General features: G+C 72.3%; 13 protein-coding genes and 1 pseudogene. 10 read left to right on the top strand and 4 right to left on the bottom strand.

Annotation, left to right across the window (positions count from 1 at the left end; all coding sequences use genetic code 11):
- Window positions 1-236 precede the first annotated feature (236 nt).
- From J5X86_RS21295 to J5X86_RS21250, 10 genes and pseudogenes are all read left to right on the top strand, one after another.
- Complete coding sequence (locus J5X86_RS21295) at window positions 237-2,678, top strand: PQQ-dependent sugar dehydrogenase (RefSeq protein ID WP_208518347.1); 2,442 nt, start codon at window positions 237-239, stop codon at window positions 2,676-2,678.
- Window positions 2,679-2,937: 259 nt separating this feature from the next.
- Window positions 2,938-4,245 (top strand): ThuA domain-containing protein, encoded by a 1,308-nt coding sequence (locus J5X86_RS21290; protein ID WP_208518517.1) that lies wholly within the window; start codon window positions 2,938-2,940, stop codon window positions 4,243-4,245.
- Window positions 4,246-4,597: 352 nt separating this feature from the next.
- Window positions 4,598-5,773 carry an inositol-3-phosphate synthase gene (locus J5X86_RS21285; protein WP_374229276.1) on the top strand — a complete coding sequence of 392 codons (1,176 nt, stop codon included), beginning with the start codon at window positions 4,598-4,600 and terminating at the stop codon, window positions 5,771-5,773.
- Window positions 5,770-6,714: pseudogene (locus J5X86_RS52910) on the top strand (SCO3242 family prenyltransferase); the annotation flags it as partial. The gene J5X86_RS21285 and the pseudogene J5X86_RS52910, both read left to right, overlap by 4 nt.
- An 893-nt stretch (window positions 6,715-7,607) precedes the next feature.
- Window positions 7,608-8,492 (top strand): sugar phosphate isomerase/epimerase, encoded by an 885-nt coding sequence (locus tag J5X86_RS21275; protein ID WP_208518344.1) that lies wholly within the window; start codon window positions 7,608-7,610, stop codon window positions 8,490-8,492.
- A complete protein-coding gene (locus J5X86_RS21270; RefSeq protein WP_208518343.1) occupies window positions 8,486-9,223 on the top strand; it encodes an EboA domain-containing protein in 738 nt (245 codons plus the stop codon). The genes J5X86_RS21275 and J5X86_RS21270 overlap by 7 nt, the downstream gene beginning before the upstream one ends.
- Window positions 9,223-10,110 (top strand): TatD family hydrolase, encoded by an 888-nt coding sequence (locus J5X86_RS21265; RefSeq protein WP_208518342.1) that lies wholly within the window; start codon window positions 9,223-9,225, stop codon window positions 10,108-10,110. The genes J5X86_RS21270 and J5X86_RS21265 overlap by 1 nt, the downstream gene beginning before the upstream one ends.
- Before the next feature lie 10 nt (window positions 10,111-10,120).
- The gene (gene eboE, locus J5X86_RS21260; RefSeq protein ID WP_208518341.1) at window positions 10,121-11,299 is read left to right on the top strand and encodes a metabolite traffic protein EboE; all 1,179 of its coding nucleotides are present in this window, start codon (window positions 10,121-10,123) and stop codon (window positions 11,297-11,299) included.
- Window positions 11,296-12,729 (top strand): nucleotide pyrophosphatase/phosphodiesterase family protein, encoded by a 1,434-nt coding sequence (locus J5X86_RS21255; RefSeq protein WP_208518340.1) that lies wholly within the window; start codon window positions 11,296-11,298, stop codon window positions 12,727-12,729. The genes eboE and J5X86_RS21255 overlap by 4 nt, the downstream gene beginning before the upstream one ends.
- Window positions 12,726-13,778: a sugar phosphate isomerase/epimerase gene (locus J5X86_RS21250; protein WP_208518339.1), complete on the top strand. Its 1,053-nt coding sequence runs from the start codon at window positions 12,726-12,728 to the stop codon at window positions 13,776-13,778. The genes J5X86_RS21255 and J5X86_RS21250 overlap by 4 nt, the downstream gene beginning before the upstream one ends.
- A gap of 22 nt (window positions 13,779-13,800) precedes the next feature.
- Here J5X86_RS21250 and J5X86_RS21245 read toward each other — a convergent pair whose 3' ends face one another.
- From J5X86_RS21245 to J5X86_RS21230, 4 genes are all read right to left on the bottom strand, one after another.
- Entirely contained in the window at window positions 13,801-15,192 is a 1,392-nt protein-coding gene (locus J5X86_RS21245) for an OFA family MFS transporter (protein ID WP_208518338.1), read from the bottom strand.
- A 76-nt stretch (window positions 15,193-15,268) separates the two neighbouring features.
- Window positions 15,269-17,404 carry an acetate--CoA ligase family protein gene (locus J5X86_RS21240; RefSeq protein WP_208518337.1) on the bottom strand — a complete coding sequence of 712 codons (2,136 nt, stop codon included), beginning with the start codon at window positions 17,402-17,404 and terminating at the stop codon, window positions 15,269-15,271.
- Window positions 17,405-17,406: 2 nt separating this feature from the next.
- Window positions 17,407-18,654, bottom strand: a complete 1,248-nt coding sequence (frc, locus tag J5X86_RS21235; RefSeq protein ID WP_208518336.1) for a formyl-CoA transferase — start codon at window positions 18,652-18,654, stop codon at window positions 17,407-17,409.
- Window positions 18,655-18,666: 12 nt separating this feature from the next.
- On the bottom strand, window positions 18,667-20,349 hold the full coding sequence (locus tag J5X86_RS21230) for a thiamine pyrophosphate-binding protein (RefSeq protein WP_208518335.1): 1,683 nt from the start codon (window positions 20,347-20,349) through the stop codon (window positions 18,667-18,669).
- Window positions 20,350-20,355 lie beyond the last annotated feature (6 nt).

The raw sequence follows: 20,355 nt of genomic DNA, 5'->3' as shown, positions 1-20,355 counted from the left end.
GGGACCGCACACCGCGCCCCCACCCAGCTTTGTCCTGCCCGTGGATGAAGCAGGGGCTACTTTGCGTCAAAGGGGTTTCCGAACCGGACAAACACCGCTACGGTCCTTGAGATGTACCGGTCACATAGGGGCCCCTCGCCCCGGACCGGTCATCCCGGCGCGACGGCGCGCGCCTGTGCCAGTCACGGCGGCCTGACGGCCCGCCCGTACACCCCCTCTTTCCACGGAGGATCAGCGTGCACAGGAAAAGGCTTCGACTGCGCGGGCCCCTCGCGCTCGTCACGAGCGCACTGCTCGTCGGCGCGGGGCTCGCGCTCACCGCTCCGCCGGCGGGCGCGGATCAACCGGCCCCGGCCGCCGAGGAGTTCCAACAGGTCACCCTCGCCAAGGGCGAGCCCGAGATGGGCGAGCCGATGACCCTGGCGGTGCTCCCCGACCGTTCGGTGCTGCACACCTCCCGCGACGGCACCCTGCGGCTGACGGACGCGAGCGGCAACACCACGGTCGCGGGGAAGATCCCGGTCTACACCCACGACGAGGAAGGGCTCCAGGGCGTCGGCGTCGACCCGGGGTTCAGCGACAACCGCGCGATCTACCTGTACTACGCCCCGCCGCTGGACACCCCCGCCGGCGACGCGCCCGACAACGGCACCCCGGCGGACTTCGCCAAGTTCGACGGCCTCAACCGGCTGTCCCGATTCGTGCTGAAGACCGACGGCACCCTCGACCTGGCCAGCGAGAAGAAGGTGCTGGAGGTCCCCACCTCCCGCGGCACCTGCTGCCACGTCGGCGGTGACATCGACTTCGACGCACAGGGCAATCTGTACCTGTCCACCGGCGACGACACCAACCCGTTCGCCTCCGACGGCTACTCGCCCATCGACGAGCGGTCCGACCGCAACCCGGCCTACGACGCCCAGCGCTCGGCCGCCAACACCAACGACCTGCGCGGCAAGATCCTGCGCATCAAGGTCGCCGACGACGGCTCGTACACCGTCCCGGACGGCAACCTCTTCGCGCCGGGCACCGAGAAGACCCGGCCCGAGATCTACGCGATGGGCTTCCGCAACCCCTTCCGGCTGAGCGTCGACAAGCCCACCGGCACCGTCTACGTCGGCGACTACGGACCGGACGCGGGCGCCGCCGACCCGAAGCGCGGCCCCGGCGGGCAGGTGGAGTTCGCCCGGGTGACCAAGGCGGGCAACTTCGGCTGGCCGTACTGCACCGGCAAGAACGACGCCTACGTCGACTACGACTTCGCCACCGGCGCCTCCGGCTCCGCCTTCGACTGCGCCGCCCCGAAGAACACGTCCCCGCACAACACCGGCCTGACCGACCTGCCGCCCGCCCAGGAAGCGTGGATCCCCTACGACGGCGCTTCGGTGCCCGAGTTCGGCAGCGGCTCGGAATCCCCGATGGGCGGCCCGGTCTACCGCTACGACGCCTCGCTGGACTCCCCGGTGAAGTTCCCCGAGAGCTACGACGGGAACTTCTTCGCGGGCGAGTTCGGCCGCCGCTGGATCAAGCGGATCGAGCAGGGCACCGACGGCACCGTCCAGAAGATCAACGACTTCCCGTGGTCCGGCACCCAGGTGATGGACATGGCCTTCGGCCCGGACGGCGCCCTGTACGTCCTGGACTACGGCACCGGCTACTTCAACGGCGACGAGAACTCCGCCCTGTTCCGGATCGAGAACGCCACCGGCGGCCACGCCCCCATCGTCGAGGCGAGTGCCTCGGTGACCAGCGGCCAGGCCCCGCTGACCACCGAGTTCACCGCCAAGGCCACCGACGCCGACGGCGACCAGCTCAAGTACGCGTGGGACTTCGGTGACGGCGCCACCTCCACCGAGCAGAACCCCTCCCACACGTACGACAAGAACGGCACCTACACCGCGACGGTGACCGCCACCGACGCCGGCGGGCTCACCGGCACCGCCAGCGCGCATGTCACCGTCGGCAACACCGCACCGAAGGTGACCCTGGAGCTGCCCGGTGACGGCCAGCTGTTCACCTTCGGCGACAAGGTGCCGTTCAAGGTGACCGTGACCGACCCCGAGGACGGCACGGTCGACTGCTCCAAGGTGAAGGTCACCCACATCCTCGGCCACGACAGCCACGGCCACCCGGTCACCTCGGCCAACGGCTGCGAGGGCACCCTCCAGACGTCCGCCGACAGCGAGCACGACCCCAACGCCAACATCTTCGGGGTCTTCGACGCCGAGTACACCGACCAGGGCGCGGGCGGCCAGCCGCCGCTCACCACCCACGACCAGAACGTCGTCCAGCCCAAGCACCGCCAGGCCGAGCACTACGGCGACTCCCAGGGCGTCGACGTGATCAACCACACCCCGGCCAACGGCGGCAAGACGGTCGGCAACATCGAGAACGGGGACTGGATCGCCTTCACCCCCTACCTGCTCGCCAATGCCAAGGACCTCACCGCGCGCGTCTCCTCCGCGGGCGCCGGCGGCACGCTGGAGGTCCGCGCCGGATCCCCGACCGGCACGCTGCTCGGCAGCGCCACCGTGCCGGTGACCGGCGGCTGGGAGACCTTCCAGGACGTCACGACGCCACTGAAGAACCCGCCGGCCGAGACCACCAAGCTCTACCTGGTGTTCACCGGCGGCGCGGGAGCGCTCTACGACGTGGACGACTTCACCATCGGCACCGGCTGACGACCGGCGCCGGGGGCGGCCGTCGGGCCGCCCCCGGCCCCGGGGTCCGGGAACAAGGAGCCCGACGCTTATGGACTCGCACCTTTCCCCCACACCGTCCGGACCGCCCGGACCGAGACGGCGTTTCCCCCTCCCGCGCGCTTCCCGCGCCTCCGGCACGGCCCGTGCGACCCGTACGACTCGTGCGGCCCGTACGACGCGTACCCCACGGGCCACCGGGCGGATCGCGGTCGTGGCGGCCGCACTCCTGCTCGCCGCCATGGCCCTTCCCGCGGCGTCCGCCGCACCCGCCACGCCCTCGCCCGCGGCCGACGACGACCGCGTCCTGGTCTTCTCCAAGACCGCGGGCTTCCGCCACGACTCCATCCCCGACGGCATCGCCGCCATCCAGGAACTCGGCGCCCAGGGCGGCTTCGCCGTCGACGCCACCGAGGACGCGGCGGCCTTCAGCCCCGACAACCTCGCCCGCTACGACGCGGTGGTCTTCCTCTCCACCACCGGCGATGTCCTCGACGCCACCCAGCAGTCCGCCTTCGAGGGCTATATCCAGGCCGGCGGCGGCTACGTCGGTGTGCACGCCGCCGCCGACACCGAGTACGACTGGTCGTTCTACGGTGGCCTGGCCGGCGCGTACTTCCAGTCCCACCCCGCCATCCAGCCCGCCACCGTGGACGTCGAGGACCGCGCCCACCCCGCCACCGCGCACCTGGGCGCCACCTGGGACCGCACGGACGAGTGGTACAACTACCGCACCAACCCGCGCGAGCGGGCGCACGTCCTCGCCACCCTCGACGAGTCCTCGTACCAGGGCGGCTCGATGGGCGAGGACCACCCGATCGCCTGGTGCCAGGAGTACCAGGGCGGCCGGGCCTTCTACACCGGCTTCGGCCACACCAAGGAGTCCTACGCCGACCCCGCCTTCCGGCAGCACCTGCTCGGCGGCATCCGCTACGCCACCGGCGCCGCGCACGCCGACTGCCGCCCCGAACAGGGCTACCAGAGCCTGTTCGACGGCAGCTCCACGGCGGGCTGGAAGCAGGCGGGCCCCGGCGCGTTCACCCTCGACCCGGCCGCCGGGACCCTGACCTCCACCGGCGGTATGGGCATGCTCTGGTACGAGGCGCGCGAGCTGCACGCGTACTCGCTCAAGCTGGACTGGAAGATGGCGGGCGACGACAACTCCGGCGTCTTCGTGGGCTTCCCGGCCTCCGACGACCCCTGGTCGGCGGTCAACAACGGCTACGAGGTGCAGATCGACGCCACGGACACCCCCGATCACACCACCGGCTCGGTCTACGGCTTCCAGTCCGCCGACCTCGCCAAGCGGGACGCGGCGCTGAACCCGCCGGGGGAGTGGAACACCTACGAGATCCGGGTCGAGGGCGAACGGCTGCGGATCTGGCTGAACGGCGTGCAGATCAACGACTTCACCAACCCCGACCCGGCGCGCAGCCTGCTCCAGGGCTACGTCGGCATCCAGAACCACGGGGACGGGGACGAGGTCTCCTTCCGCAACATCCGCGTCAAGGACCTGCCGGTGAGGGGCGGCGGCCACCACCACCGCTAGGCGCGGCCCCGGTTCGCCGTCCCGACGGCCCGAGGGGAGCCGTGGGGGCGGCGTGGCGGCGGGCAGGAGTACGCCGCCTCCTTCCCGCCGCCACCTCAACCACCCACCCGGGGGCAGGGCTCCGGGGCCCACCCGCCCCGGCTCCGGCTCTCGGGCTGGGGTCTGTCCCGGGGCCCGCCCCGTTCCCGGCCGCCCCGGGGGCCCGGTGGACCCGGGACTTCGCAAGGGGTTCCCGACCGCACGAGGGGCTCCGCGCCCCGACCCACCCGACCCCGACACCCGTACGACACGAGCGAACCGGCGCCGCCCACGTACCGCCGCCGCGAACGCGGATTCGCGGCACCCGAACCACATGCGCAACCCACGCCCACCCGGGAGGCAGCCAGTGACCACCCGCCCCGACGACATCACCCCACCCCGCGACGCACCCCGTACGGGGGTCTGGCTCATCGGCGCTCGCGGCTCCGTCGCCACCACCGCCGTGGCGGGCTGTGCCGCCGTCGCCGGGGGGTTGCAACCGGCGACCGGAATGGTCACCGAGACCGCGCCGTTCGCGGACACCGGCCTTCCCGCACTCGCCGACCTCGTCTTCGGCGGCCATGACACCGCCACGACCCCGCTGCCCAAGCGGGCCGAGGCGCTGGCCGCCGACGGGGTGCTGCCGCACGGGCTGCCCGCTGCCGTACGCGCCGAACTCGCCGCCGCCGACGCGGCCGTCCGCCCCGGCGGGCCGCAGCCCGGCGACGGCCGCGGTGAGGAGGAGCTGATCGCGGCCTTCGCGGCCGACCTCACCGACTTCCTCCACACGCACGGGCTGGCCCGCGCCGTCGTCGTCAACGTCGCCTCCACCGAAGCGGCTCCGGAGGACACCGGGACCCTGCCGCCCAGCTCCCTCTACGCCGCCGCCGCGCTGCGCGCCGGATGCCCGTACGTCAACTTCACCCCCTCCACCGGGATTCATCACCCCCGGTTGCGCGAGCGCGCCGAGCGCTCCGGACTGCCGTACGCGGGGCGAGACGGCAAGACCGGGCAGACGCTGCTGCGGTCAGTCCTCGCGCCGATGTTCGCCCAGCGGGCGCTGGCCGTACGGAGCTGGTCCGGTACGAACCTCCTCGGCGGCGGCGACGGCGCCGCCCTCGCCGACCCGGGCGCCGCGGCGGCCAAGAACGCGGGGAAGGCGCGGGTCCTCTCCGACACCCTCGGCGAACTCCCCGACGGTGAGCTGCACATCGACAACGTGCCCGCGCTCGGCGACTGGAAGACCGCTTGGGACCACGTCGCCTTCGAGGGCTTTCTCGGCTCCCGGATGGTTCTGCAGACCATCTGGCAGGGCTGCGACTCGGCCCTCGCCGCACCGCTCGTCCTCGATCTGGCCCGGCTGACCGCCCGCGCCCATGAGGTGGGCCTCGCCGGGCCGCTCCCCGAACTCGGCTTCTACTTCAAGGACCCGGACGGCGGCCCGGCCGCCCTCGCCGACCAGTACGCGGCGCTGGTCGGCCTCGCCGGGCGGCTGCGGGGCCGCTCATGACGCGGGCGGCGGCAGAGCGTGGGAACTGGGGGAACTGGGGCGACTGGGCCGAACTGCTGCGGGTCTCGGCCCTGTTCACCGTGCCCGGTGACGCCCTGGCGGGCGCGGCCGCGGCCCGGTGCGGCCCCAACCGGGGCACGGCGCTCGCGGTCTGCGCGTCGCTGTGCCTGTACGAGGCGGGCATGGCGCTCAACGACTGGGCGGACCGGGACATCGACGCCGTGGAACGCCCCGGCCGCCCGCTGCCGTCGGGCCGTATCGCCCCGGGCGCCGCGCTGACCGCCGCGACCGGGCTGACCGCCGCCGGGCTGCTCTGCGCCGCCGCCGCGGGCCGCCCGGCCCTCGCCACGGCGGCGGCCCTGGCGGGCACGGTGTGGGCGTACGACCTGGGGCTGAAGAACACCCCCGCGGGCCCGCCCGCCATGGCCGCCGCCCGCGCCCTGGACCTCCTCCTCGGCGCCTCCGCCTCCGCCCCCGCCGCCCTGCGCTCCGCCCTGCCCCCGGCCGCCCTCCTGGGCGCCCACACCCTCGCGGTGACCACGGTCTCCCGCCGGGAGGCCGTCGGCGGCTCCTCAGCGGCGCCTCTCGGGGCCCTCGTGGCGGGCACGGCAATAGCCTGGGCCGCCACCAGACGCCCGACCCGCCCCGCCACCGTGACCGGTCGGACACCGGGTCGCGGCCTCGAAACGGGCAGCCCCGCGGTGGCCACGCCCGCCGAAGCGGCCACCGCGCCGAACCGGCGCGGCGCGTCCGACGCCGCCATGGCTGCCCGTGCGACGACGGGCCGGGACAGCCCGCCAGGCGGTCGGCGAGGCCCTCGACGCGCCCCCGCGGCAGTTGAGGCCATTTACCGGGGCACCGCGTCCCGTCGGCGCGGCGCGCCAGGGGGCGACCAGATCACCGGTGGTGCCGTTGCCGCCGTGGCCAGAGAGCTCTCCCGCGCGGGGCTGCACGCTTCTTCGGACCAGGGCAACCGCCCCCGTGGGCGGCGGATCCTTCGGCGCGCCGTCGCACAGATGAGCCGTATCCCTGCCGCTGGCGCGGCGCTGGGTGGCGTGTCCGCGTCGGGGCGCGGCCCGGCCGTCGGTGGGGCCGGTGGCAGGGGGCTTGCCGGCATGCGGAGCCGGAGCGCGGCGGTGCGGCAGGCGGCGGCCACGGTCCGAGCTGCCGCGCCGCCCAGGGCCACCGTGCCCGTCCTGGCCGTCCGGGCGGCGGCCGCCCCGGCCGTCGTCCAGGGCGCCCGGGCCGCCGCTACCCAGGGGCTTGCCCACAGGCGGGGCAAGGGCGGAGGGGCACGGAGTGGTGGTCCGTTGAGGCGACTCGTGGCGGCGGCTACGGCCGCCACCGGCCGTGGCGGTCCGCCGGGCAGCGCGCGTGCCGGAGCCGCGCGGACCCGGAACATCGGGACCATCGCCTCGCGCGGCGCGGCGGCCGAGCGTACGCGTCCGGTCAGCCGCATTGCGGCCGTCGCCAGGGTCGGCCTCGCGGGTGGCCGTGCCGGGGCCGCGTTGCCCCGGAGCATCGTCGTGCCCGCGGCAGCGGCCACGGTGGGCGCGGCCACAGCGACCGGCCGTACGCGGCCAACGAGCCGCTTCGCGGCTGTCGCCGGGGTCGTGCTCGCCGGGGGTTATGTGGCCACGGTCGCCCGGCCGTTGGCGCATGCCGCGCTCAACCCCTCCCCGTACTTCCTCCAGCGTGCCGTCGGCAGCGGCATCCGCGCGATGATCCCGCTTCAGGCCGTGCTCGCCTCCCGCGCCGGGGCGCACCGGACGGCGGCGGGGTTGCTCGCGCTGATGCCCGTCGCCCGACGGCTGTCGAGAAAGGTCAGCGCGACATGAGCCGCCGCAACCCGGAATCCCTGCGCTTCGCCTACGGCACCAACGGTCTGACCGACCTCCGCCTGACCGACGCCCTCGCCCTGCTCGCCGACCTCGGCTACGACGGCGTCTCGCTGACCCTCGACCATATGCATCTCGACCCGCTCGCCCCCGACCTCGCCTCCCGCGCCCGCCGCGTCGCCCGGGACCTCGAGCGGCTCGGCCTCGGCGTCGCGATCGAGACCGGCGCCCGGTACGTTCTCGACGCCCGGCGCAAGCACCACCCCACCCTGCTCGACCCGGACCCCGAGGCCCGTGGCGCCCGTGTCGATCTGCTGCTGCGGGCGGTGCGGGTGGCGGCCGACCTCGGGGCGCCGGCCGTGCACTGCTTCAGCGGGGTGCTGCCGCCCGGCGAGTCCGAACAGACGGCGTGGCGGCGGCTCGCGGACGCCCTCGGGCCGGTGGTCGTCGCCGCCGAGGCAGCGGGCGTGGCCCTCGCGATCGAGCCGGAACCGGGGCATCTCCTCGCCGACCTCGCCGGATTCCACCGGCTGCGTACGGCGCTCGGCGATCCGGCCGCCCTCGGCCTCACCCTCGACATCGGCCACTGCCAGTGCCTGGAGGCCGACCCGCCCGCCGAGTGCGTGCGTGCGGCGGCGCCCTGGGTGCGGCATGTGCAGATCGAGGACATGCGGCGCGGGGTGCACGAGCATCTGCCGTTCGGCGAGGGGGAGATCGACTTCCCGCCGGTCCTGGAGGCGCTGCGCGCCACGGGGTACCGGGGGCTCGTCGGCGTCGAGCTGCCCCGCCACTCCCACGCCGGACCCGAACTGGCCCGCACCTCCCTGCGCTTCCTCCAGGACGCCGAACGGGCCGCGATCGAGGGAGGCGTCCGATGCTGACCCCGACCGAGCTGCGCGCCGCCGTGGAGCGGCGGCTGGACGAGGCAGGGCGCGCCTGGCTGGACCGGGCCCTGACGGAGGCGGCGAAAGCCGGGCCCCAGGCGGGCGATTCCGGCCCCGCCCGCTGGGAGCTGGACTTCGCCTCCGCGGGCCGCCACGTCCGGAGCGCCCAACCCGCCCCCGGCGACCCCACCCCCCACGACCCGACTCCCCACGACCTCCCCGACGCCGCCCGCATCCTGATCCTCCACGCCGCCGACGCGGACGCGCCGACCGCCGCGAGGCTGTACGCGCGGGGCACCGGTGCCGAGCGCCGCGCCGTGCTTCTCGCGCTGCCGCATCTCCGTCTCGACGCCTCGGACGCCGTCCCGCTCGTCGAGGACGCCCTGCGGGCCAACGACACCCGGCTCGTGGCCGCCGCCGTCGGCCCGTACGCCGCCCGCCACCTCTCGCCGCACAGTTGGCGGCAGGCCGTGCTCAAGTGCCTGTTCACCGGCGTTCCGCTCACCGCCGTCGCCGAATGGGAGCGCCGGGCGCGCGGGGACGCCGAGCTGGCCCGCATGCTCACCGACTACGCCCGCGAGCGCACCGCCGCCGGCCGCCCCGTGCCCGCCGATCTCGACCGCGTACTGGCCCTGACGTCCCCAACAGCCGCGACGGCCCCGACAGCCGCGACGGCCCCGACAGCCGCGACGGCCCCCACCCGCGCCCTGACCCGCGAGGAGTCCTGATGCGCATCTTCGACCCGCACATCCATATGACCTCCCGCACCACCGACGACTACGAGGCCATGTACGCCGCGGGGGTGCGCGCCGTCGTCGAGCCGTCCTTCTGGCTCGGACAGCCGCGCACCTCGCCCGCCAGCTTCTACGACTACTTCGACTCCCTCCTCGGCTGGGAGCCGTTCCGGGCCGCCCAGCACGGCATCGCCCACCACTGCACCCTCGCGCTCAACCCCAAGGAGGCCAACGACCCGCGCTGCGCCCCCGTCCTGGACGAGCTGCCGCGTTATCTCGTCAAGGACGGCGTCGTGGCCGTGGGCGAGATCGGCTACGACTCGATGACCCCGGCCGAGGACACCGCCCTCGCCGCCCAGCTTCAGCTCGCGGCCGACCACGGCCTGCCCGCCCTGGTGCACACCCCGCACCGCGACAAGCTGGCCGGACTGCGCCGCACCCTCGACGTCGTAGGTGAGTCCGCGCTGCCCATGGACCGCGTCCTGGTCGACCACCTCAACGAGACCACCGTCAAGGAGGCCAAGGACAGCGGCTGCTGGCTGGGCTTCTCGGTCTACCCCGACACCAAGATGGACGAGGAGCGGATGGTCGCGATCCTGCGCGAGTACGGGCCCGAGCGGGTCCTGGTCAACTCCGCCGCCGACTGGGGGAGGAGCGATCCACTCAAGACCCGCAAGGTCGGCGACCTGATGCGCGCCGAGGGCTTCGGCGAGGACGACGTCGACCAGGTGCTGTGGCGCAACCCGGTCGCGTTCTACGGGCTCAGCGGCCGCCTCGACCTCGACCTCGACAGCGAGGAGACCGAGGTCACCGCCACCCACGAGGGCAACTCCATCCTGCGCGGCGGCGGCGCCCCGGCCGCCGCGCCGACGGAACGGTGAGGAGGACACCATGCGCTTCCGCCACCCCGACGGCTCCACCGTCCACCTCGCCTACTGCACCAACGTCCACCCCGCCGAAGACCTCGACGGCGTCGTGGAGCAGCTCCGGCTGTACTGCGAACCGGTGCGCCGCCGCCTGGGCCGCGACCGGCTCGGCATCGGCCTGTGGCTGGCCCGCGACGCCGCCCGCACCCTGAGCGCCGACCCCGCGGAACTCCGCAAGCTGCGCACCGCGCTGGACACCCGCGGCCTGGAAGTGGTCACCCTCAACGGCTTCCCGTACGAGGGGTTCGGCGCCCAGGAGGTCAAGTACCGGGTCTACAAGCCCGACTGGACCGATCCGGAGCGGCTGGAGCACACCACCCATCTGGCCCGGCTGCTGGCCGCGCTGCTCCCCGACGACATCGCCGACGGCTCCGTCTCCACCCTGCCGCTGGCCTGGCGCACCCCCTTCGACACCGAACGGGCCCGCGCCGCCCGCCGCCACCTCACCACCCTCGCCCAGCGGCTCGACGCCATCCAGGAGCTCACCGGCCGCTCCGTCCGCATCGGCCTGGAGCCCGAGCCCGGCTGCACCGTCGAGACGACCGCGCAGGCCATCGAGGCGCTCACCGCACCCGGCGGCCCACCCCTGGACCGTATCGGCGTCTGCCTGGACACCTGCCATCTGGCGACGCAGTTCGAGGACCCGCACGCGGCCGTCGACGCGCTCACCGCCGCCGGGGTCCCGGTCGTCAAGGCGCAGCTCTCCGCCGCGCTGCACGCCGAGGACCCGGGGCAGCCCGGGGTGCGGGAGGCCCTCGCGGCCTTCGCCGAGCCCCGCTTCCTCCACCAGACCCGCACCCGGGCCCCCGAGGGCGGCGTCCACGGCACCGACGACCTCGACGAAGCGCTCGCGGGCGGGCTCGGCGACACCGCGCCCTGGCGGTCCCATTTCCATGTGCCGCTGCACGCCCCGCCCGAGCCCCCGCTCACCTCCACCCTCCCGGTGCTGGCCGACGCCCTCGCCCGGCTCGTCGGCGGGCCCGCCCCGCTGACCCGCCACCTCGAAGTGGAGACCTACACCTGGCAGGCGCTCCCGCCCGAGCTGCGCCCCCGCACCCGCGACCGGCTCGCCGACGGCATCGCCGCCGAACTCGCCCTCGCCCGTGACCTGTTGACCGACCTCGGCCTCAAGGAGCTGCCATGAGCGACGTGCGCGACACGAGCGCCGGGACCGGCGGCCCGACCCCCCTCCTCGTCCTCGACGTCGTCGGCCTCACTCCACGGCTGCTGGACCATATGCCGCGCCTCAAGGCCCTGGCCCGCTCCGGCTCCCGCGCCGCGCTGGGCACCGTGCTGCCCGCCGTCACCTGCGCCGCCCAGTCGACGTTCCTCACCGGCACCACCCCCGCCGAACACGGCATCGTCGGCAACGGCTGGTACTTCCGCGAGATGGGCGAGGTGCTGCTGTGGCGGCAGCACAACGGCCTAGTAGGCGGCGACAAGCTGTGGGACGCCGCCCGCCGCGCCCACCCCGGCTACACGGTGGCCAACATCTGCTGGTGGTACGCGATGGGCTCGGACACCGACATCACCGTCACCCCGCGCCCCGTCTACTACGCCGACGGCCGCAAGGAGCCGGACTGCTATACCCGGCCCCCCGCGCTGCACGACGAACTCACCGCGGAGCTCGGCACCTTCCCGCTCTTCCACTTCTGGGGGCCCGGCGCCGATCTGGTCTCCTCGCAGTGGATCATCGACGCCACCCGCCACATCCTGCGGACCAGCCCCACCGATCTGGTGCTGACCTACCTTCCGCACCTGGACTACGACCTCCAGCGGTACGGCCCCGACGACCCCCGCTCCCACACCGCCGCCACCGAACTCGACACCGCCCTCGGCCCGCTGCTCGACGATGCCACCGCCCGCGGCCGTACCGTCGTGGCGCTGTCCGAGTACGGCATCACCCGGGTCTCGCGGCCCGTGGACATCAACCGGGCGCTGCGCCGCGCCGGGCTGCTGGAGGTGCACACCCAGGACGGCATGGAGTATCTGGACCCCGGCGCCTCCAGGGCCTTCGCGGTCGCCGACCACCAGCTCGCCCATGTGTATGTGCGCCGCGCCGAGGACCTGGACGCCACCCGCGCCGCCCTGGCCGGTCTGCCCGGGATCGCCGAACTCCTCGACGACGAAGGGAAGAAGGCCCACGGCCTGGACCATCCCCGCTCCGGGGAGCTGGTCGCGGTGGCCGCGCCGGACGCCTGGTTCACGTACTACTACTGGCTCGACGACGCCCGCGCCCCCGACTTCGCCCAGCTCGTGGAGATCCACCGCAAGCCCGGCTATGACCCGGCCGAGCTGTTCATGGACCCCAAGGACCCCTATGTGCGGGTGCGGGCCGCCACCGCGCTGGCCCGCAAGAAGACCGGGATGCGCTACCGCATGGCCGTCGTCCCGCTCGATCCGTCCCCGGTGCGCGGCAGCCATGGCCGCTTGCCGGACCGCGAGGAGGACGGGCCCGTCCTCCTCTGCTCCCAGCCGGGCGCGGTGAGCGGCCAGGTGGCCGCCACCGACGTCAAAACCCTGCTCCTCCGCCTCGCCGGCCTGACGAACGCAACAGAAGGAGACACCCCGTGAAGAGGGCTCAGGAACACCCCGAACTCGCCGAGACGCTCCGCCGCCGCAGATTTCTCGGCGTCGCCGCGGGTGCCACGGCCGCCACCCTGGTCGGCACGGCCACCGCCACCGCCGCCCAGACCGGCACCTCGGCCCAGAGCGACACCTCGGCCCAGAAGGGCCGGGGCGGCCCGCTGGTGCCCCGCGGCCATCTCGGCATCCAGCTCTACACCCTCCGCGACCAGGTGCAGTCCATCGGCTTCGCCCAGGTCTTCAAGGAGCTGGCCCGGTACGGCTACGACCAGGTGGAGTTCGCCGGATACACCCAGGGCACGGGCGACATCACCCTCAAGCAGCTCACGCGGCTGATGCGGGACCACGGGCTGCGCGGTATCGGCAGCCACGTCGGCTACTACTCCGACGACCCGAAGGCGTACAGCTTCGCCACCAACCTCACCCAGGTGCTGGACGACGCAGAGGCGCTGGGCCTGCCGCATGTGGGCACCGCCTCCGGGCCCTGGCGCTACGGCTCCACGGTCGACGGCTGGAAGCGCTGTGCGGAGGAGTTCAACACCTACGGCGCGGCGGCCAAGGCGCGCGGGATGAAGTTCTACCAGCACAATCACGCCGAGGAGTTCTCCTTCGCCACCGACCGGCCGGACGTCCGCCTCTACGACGTGCTGCTCGCCGAGACCGACCCCGAGCTGGTCCATCTGGAGATGGACATCTACTGGGCGTATGTGGCCCAGTACCGCTTCGGCAAGAAGGTGGACGGCTCCCCGGCGCCCTTCGAGCCGCTCGACTACGTCCTGCGCGCCCCGCACCGCTATCCGCTCTTCCACGTCAAGGACGGGGAACACGACGAAACCGCCACCGACGGCTACCGGATGGTGGACGTCGGTGACGGTGACATCGACTACCGCCGCTTCCTGACCGCGGTCGGCAGGACCCATGGCGGCCGCCGCGACCACCACTGGATCGTGGAGCACGACCAGCCCGCCGATTCGCTCACCACCGCCCGCCGCTCCGCCCGCTATCTGCGGTCACTGCGGTGCGGCGGACGGGGCTGAGCGAGGGCCCCTCGGGGCGGAGCTAGACGGCCTCGCGGCTGATCGGCTGCGGGTTCGGGGCGATGCCCCGGACCCGTGGCCGACCTGGTTGCCGCAGCAGCAGGGCCACCGCGGCGGCCAGCATGGAGATGCCTCCGGCGAGCGCGTACGCGCCGTCGTAGCCCCAGGAGTCCACCACCATCGAGCCGAGGCCCCCGCCGAACAGCCCGCTGACCAGCTTTCCGCTGTACACCAGGCCGTAGTTGGTGGCGTTGTAGTTCTCCCCGAAGTAGTCCGGGGTCAGCGCCGCGAACATCGGGTAGAAGGCGCCGCCGCCGAATCCGGAGAGGAAGGCGAAGAAGAGGAACAGCACCTCGTTGTGGATATTGCCGGCCCAGATCACCCCGAACTGGGCGAGGCCCAGCACCACGATGACGAACACCAGGGTCGTCTTCCGTCCCCACAGGTCCGAGAGCCAGCCGACCACGCCGCGTCCGACACCGTTGACGACGGACATGATGCCCATGGACGAGGCCGCCACCAGCGGGCCGAAGCCCACCTCCTTGGCGTAGTCGACCTGGAAGGAGATGCCGAAGATGGACACCCCGGCAGTGAGCACCAGGGACACCCACATCAGCGGCAGCATCCCGGTCCTGATGGCCTCCTTGGGCGTGTACTGCCGCGATGCCGGCGGGTTCTTCGCCAGACTCGCCGCGCTCTTGGCGTTGCCGCTGTAGCTCAGCGGGTCGATGTCGGCGGGCCACCAGTTCTTCGGCGGGTCCTTGAAGAACCAGGCGCAGATCGCCACGGCGATCAGCACATAGACCCCGATGAGGTCCAGGACCTCGTCGAAGTTACCCGTGTCGAACCAGTAGTTGAAGATGAAGATGAACGGCAGCGCGCCGTAGGCGAACCCTCCGTTGACGAACCCCGTCTTCGCCCCGCGCCGCTCCGGGAACCATTTGCCCACCATGTTGATGCAGGTGGCATAGACGAATCCGGAGCCGAGCCCGCCGATGACGCCGAATCCGACGATGGCGGCGAAAACGTTGTCCAGGTGGGCGAGGGCCACGAACCCGATCAGACACAGCCCCGACCCCAGGAACATCGCCGCGCGGGCGGTCAGGATCCCCTTCTCCCGCAGCCACCCGGCCGGGAAGGCGATCCCCGCCTGGAAGAACACCCAGACGCTCAGGATCCAGAAGGTGTTGCTCTGGGTCCAGCCGTGCGCCTCCGAGAGCGTGTCCTCGGCCGAGCCGTACGCGTACTCGGACACGCTGATGGCCATCATCGCGATCCACGGCAGATAGACCATCAGCTTCCGGCTGTGGCCCAGGATGTCGCGGTCCGTCTCACCGATGCGATACGTGCGTCCCTTGCTGTCCTGCACTTCACGGAAGGGGAGGGCCCCCTCCGGTCGTTCTGCTGTGCTCATGTCGTCCCCTTGGCTTCGAAGGAACCCGGCCAGCGCCCCCTGTCCAAACTCTTCGTGCTCCGGGAAACGTGGTGGCTTACGTGAGCAGCCCCGCTGACCTGGCCCAGCGGTACTTGGCTCCCAGGACGGCCACCGGCTTCTCGGTGGTGTACGGATAAGCCACGACCCCGCGCTCGAAGAGGTAGGCGCACGCCTCCTCGACCTCGGTGTCGCCCGCGAGCGAGGCCACCACCGGTTTGGCGATGCCCCGGGCGCGGAACTCCTCGACGACCCGCGCGGTCAGCTCGGCGAACACCATCGGCGGGGTGACGATGGTGTGCCAGTAGCCCAGGACCAGCGAGTGGATCCGCGGATCCTCCAGGCCCAGCCGGATGGTCGCCTCGTAGGTGGACGGCGGTTCGCCGCCGGTGATGTCCACCGGGTTCCCGGCCGCGCCGAACGGCGGAATGAAGCGGCGGAACGCGGCGTCCAGGTCGTCCGGGATCTCCATCAGCGACAGCCCGTTGTCGACGATCGCGTCCGACAGCAGCACCCCCGAGCCCCCGGCGCCGGTGATGATGACGACGTTGTCACCCTGTGGCGTGGGCAGCACGGGCAGCGCCCGCGCGTACTCCAGCATTTCGTTGAGGCCCGGCGCCCGGATCACCCCGGCCTGCCGCAGGATGTCGTCGTAGACCGCGTCGTCCCCGGCCAGCGCGCCGGTGTGGGAGCCGGCCGCCCTGGCGCCCGCCGCCGTACGGCCCGCCTTGAGCACCACCACGGGCTTCCTGGGCACCGTGGCCCGCGCCGCCTCCACGAAGGCCCGGCCGTCCTTGAGGTCCTCCAGATGCATCGCGATGCACTGGGTGCGGTCGTCCTCAGCGAACCAGGTGAGCAGATCGTCCTCGTCCACATCCGACTTGTTGCCGAGGCCGACGATCGCCGAGACACCGGTCTTGGTCGTCCGGGCGAAGCCGAGGATCGCCATCCCGATGCCACCGGACTGCGAGGTGAGCGCCACCGGCCCCTTGACGTCGTACGGGGTGCAGAAGGTGGCGCACAGGTCCTGCCAGGTGGAGTAGTAGCCGTAGATGTTGGGCCCCAGCACCCGCACCCCGTACTCCTCGGCGATCTCCACGATCCGCCGCTGCAGCTCGTGTTCACCGGTCTCGGCGAAGCCGGACGGGATCAGCACGGCGTTCGGGATGCCCTTGCGGCCGACCTCCTCCAGCGCGGCGGGCACGAACTTCGCGGGGATCGCGAAGACCGCCACATCCACCTCGCCGGGGACGTCCGTGACGCTCTTGTACGCCTTGCGGCCCAGGATGTCGTCGGCCTTGGGGTTCACCGGGTGGATCTCCCCGGGGAAGCCGCCGTCGATGAGGTTGCGCATCACCGAATTGCCGATCTTGCCCTGCTCGTTGGAGGCGCCCACCACCGCCACCGAGCGCGGCTGCATCAGCCGGCGCATCGCGCTCAGGATCTCCTCGCGCGAGTAGCGGCGGCGCTCCTGCGGGGCGGGGTCCCCGATCAGCAGCCGCACATCGGCGGCGAGCACCCCGCTCGCGGTGGCGAACACGGGGTTGAGATCGACCTCCGTGATCTCCGGGAAGTCCGCCACCAGCCGGGAGACCCGCACGATCAGATCGGCGAGCGCCCCGCGGTCCACCGCCTGGCCGCCGCGCACCCCGCGCAGCACCTCGGCGGCGCGGATCCCGTCCAGCATCGACAGCGCCTCGTCCTCGGTCGCCGGGGCCAGCCGGAAGGTGATGTCCTTGAGCACCTCCACCAGCACCCCGCCGAGGCCGAACGCCACGACCTTGCCGAAGGTGGGATCGGTGACCGCGCCGACGATGACCTCCTGCCCGCCGTCCGGGATCATCTGCTGCACCTGGACGCCCTGGATCCGGGCCTTGGGGTCGTAGGAGCGGGCGTTGTCGACGATCGCGGTGAACGCGCCCCGCACCTCGGCGCAGGAGGCCAGCCCCACCCGGACCCCGCCCGCGTCGGTCTTGTGCAGGATGTCCGGGGACACGATCTTGAGGACGACCGGGAAGCCGATCCGGTCGGCCAGCGCCACCGCCTCGTCGACGGTCTCCGCCAGCCCCTCGGCCGGGGTCGGGATGCCATAGGCATCGGTGATCCGCTTCCCTTCGGGAGCGGTCAGCGCCGTGCGCCCCTCGGCGCGGGCGGCGTCCAGCACCGCGCGCACGGCATCGTTGTCATACGTCACCGTCAGATCACTCCGTTCGTTTTGAGCAGCCGCACTTCCTCGTCGCCGAGTCCCAGCTCCCCGACGTACACCTCTTCGTTGTGCTCACCCAGCAGCGGGGAGCGCTCGACCTGGACCGGGGAGTCGGAGAGCTTCAGCGGGGAGCCGACCGTGGTGAAGGAGCCGCGCTCGGGGTGGTCGACCTCGACGATCATCTCGTTGGCCGCGAGCGAGGCGTCCTCGACGATCTCCTTGGTGGACAGGATCGGCCCGCACGGGATGTTGTGGGCCGTGAGCTGCTCCAGCACCTCCCACTTGGGCAGGGTGCTGGACCACTCCTCGATCAGCTGGAACATCTTGGCCAGCTTCGGCAGCCGCGCCTCGGGCGCGGCCCACTCCGGGTCCTCGGCCAGCTCGGGGCGGCCGATGAGCCGGGTGATGGGCTCCCAGCCGACCGGCTGCACGATGACGTAGACGTAGTCGTTGGGCCCGCCGGGCGCGCATTTGACCGCCCAGCCGGGCTGGCCGCCACCGCTGGCGTTGCCACTGCGCGGCACCTCGTCGCCGAAGTCCTCATTCGGGTACTCGGCGAGCGGACCGTGCGTCAGCCGCTGCTGGTCGCGCAGCTTGACCCGGCACAGGTTGAGCACCGCGTGCTGCATCGCCACATTGACCCGCTGGCCGCGACCGGTGTGGGTGCGCTGGTAGAGCGCGGCGAGGATGCCCGCCACGCAGTGCACCCCGGTGCCGGAGTCGCCGATCTGGGCGCCGGTCGCCAGCGGCGGGCCGTCCTCGAAGCCGGTCGTGGACATCGACCCGCCCATGGCCTGCGCGACCACCTCGTACGCCTTGAACTTGGTGTACGGGCCCTCGCCGAACCCCTTGATCGAGGCATAGACCAGCCGCGGATTGATCTCCTGGATGCGCTCCCAGGAGAACCCCATGCGGTCCACGGCGCCCGGACCGAAGTTCTCCACCAGCACATCGCTGCGGCGGATCAGCTCGGTCAGGATCTCCTTGCCGCGCTCGGACTTGGTGTTGAGGGTGATGCTCCGCTTGTTGCAGTTGAGCATCGTGAAGTAGAGCGAGTCCACGTCGGGGAGGTCCCGCAACTGCTTGCGGGTGATGTCCCCGGTGGTGTTCTCCAGCTTGATCACATCCGCGCCGAGCCAGGCGAGCAACTGGGTGGCGGAGGGACCGGACTGCACATGCGTCATGTCGAGGACGCGGATGCCCGTCAGAGCTTGATTGGCCTCAAGAGCCTGGGACATGGTGGCGGCTCCCTACTTGTACATGGTCTGGTTCATGGTTCCGGGGGCGTACGCGTCCGGGTCCACCCAGACGTTGATCAGCGACGGCTTGCCGGACTCCCGGGCGCGCCGCAGCGCCGGGCCGATGTCCGCCGGGTCGCGGACCTCCTCGCCGTAACCGCCGAGCATGCGCGCGAACTGGTCGTAGGGCACATCGCCGAGAGTGTTGCCGATCCGCTCGCGCTCCTCGCCGTACTTGGCCTTCTGGCCGTAACGGATCTGGTTCATCGAGGAGTTGTTGCCGACGATGCCGACGAACGGCAGGTCGAAGCGGACCAGCGTCTCGAAGTCCCAGCCGGTCAGGGAGAACGCGCCGTCGCCGAAGAGCGCCACCACCTCCTTGTCGGGGCGGGCCTGCTTGGCGGCCATCACGAACGGGACACCGACGCCGAGCGTCCCCAGCGGCCCCGGGTCCATCCAGTGGCCGGGCGACTTGGGCTGGACGACCTGACCGGAGAAGGTGACGATGTCGCCGCCGTCGCCGATGTAGATCGAGTCCTCGGTGAGGAAGTCGTTGATCTCGCTGACCAGGCGGTAGGGATGGATGGGGGAGGCGTCGGACCGGAGGTTGGGCAGCCGCTTCTCGATCGCCTTCTGCTCGGCGGCGCGCAGCTCGTCCAGCCACTCCTTGCGCTTGCCCGCCCCTCCATTGATGCGGCCCGAGGCGGCCTGGGTGACGGCCGAGAGCACGAGCCCCGCGTCGCCCACGATGCCGAGGTCGATGTCCCGGTTCTTGCCGACGGTGCGGTAGTCGAGGTCGATCTGGACCACGGTGGCGTCGGGGGAGAGCCGCTTGCCGTAGCCCATCCGGAAGTCGAAGGGCGTGCCGACGATGACGATGAGGTCGGCGTTGGAGAAGGCGTAGCGGCGGGAGAGCTGGAAGTGGTGCGGATCGCCGGGCGGCAGTGTGCCGCGCCCCGCGCCGTTCATGTACGCGGGCACATTGAGCGTGCGTACCAACTCGATGGCCGCGTCGGTGGCGCGGGTGGTCCACACCTGGCTGCCCAGCAGGATCGCGGGCTTCTCGGCCTGGACCAGCAGATCGGCCAGCTTCTGGACGGACTCGGGGTCGCCGGCACTGCGGGTGGAGGCCCGGTAGTGCCCGGCCTGGGGGACGCGAGCCGCCTCCACCGGCACCTTGGCGTCCAGCACATCGCGCGGGATCTCCAGGAAGGAGGGCCCGGGGGCGCCGTGGAAGCACTCGCGGAAGGCCATGGAGACCATGTCGGCGGCGCGGGCGGTGTCCGGAACGGTGGCGGCGAACTTGGTGATCGGCGCCATCATGTCGACGTGCGGAAGGTCCTGGAGGGATCCCATCTTGTGCTGGTTGTGGGCGCCCTGGCCGCCGATGAGCAGCATGGGTGACTCGGCGCGGAAGGCGTTGGCGACGCCGGTGACCGCGTCGGTGGTGCCGGGACCGGCGGTGACGACGGCGCAGCCGGGCTTGCCGGTGATCCGGGCGTAGCCGTCGGCGGCGTGGGCGGCGACCTGTTCATGGCGTACGTCGATGACATCGATGCCCTCGTCGACGCAGCCGTCGTAGATGTCGATGATGTGGCCGCCGCAGAGGGTGTAGATGACCTCGACGCCCTCTGCCTTGAGTGCTTTGGCGACCAAGTGCCCGCCGGAGATGACGTCCTGGCTGTCGTCGGGCATGGCGAA

The organism is Streptomyces sp. NEAU-YJ-81 (assembly GCF_017592595.1).
In the GTDB taxonomy this organism is placed as follows: Bacteria; Actinomycetota; Actinomycetes; order Streptomycetales; family Streptomycetaceae; genus Streptomyces; species Streptomyces hygroscopicus_B.
The sequence above is the reverse complement of the archived record's forward strand: the minus strand, read 5'-3'. Positions and strand labels throughout refer to the sequence as shown.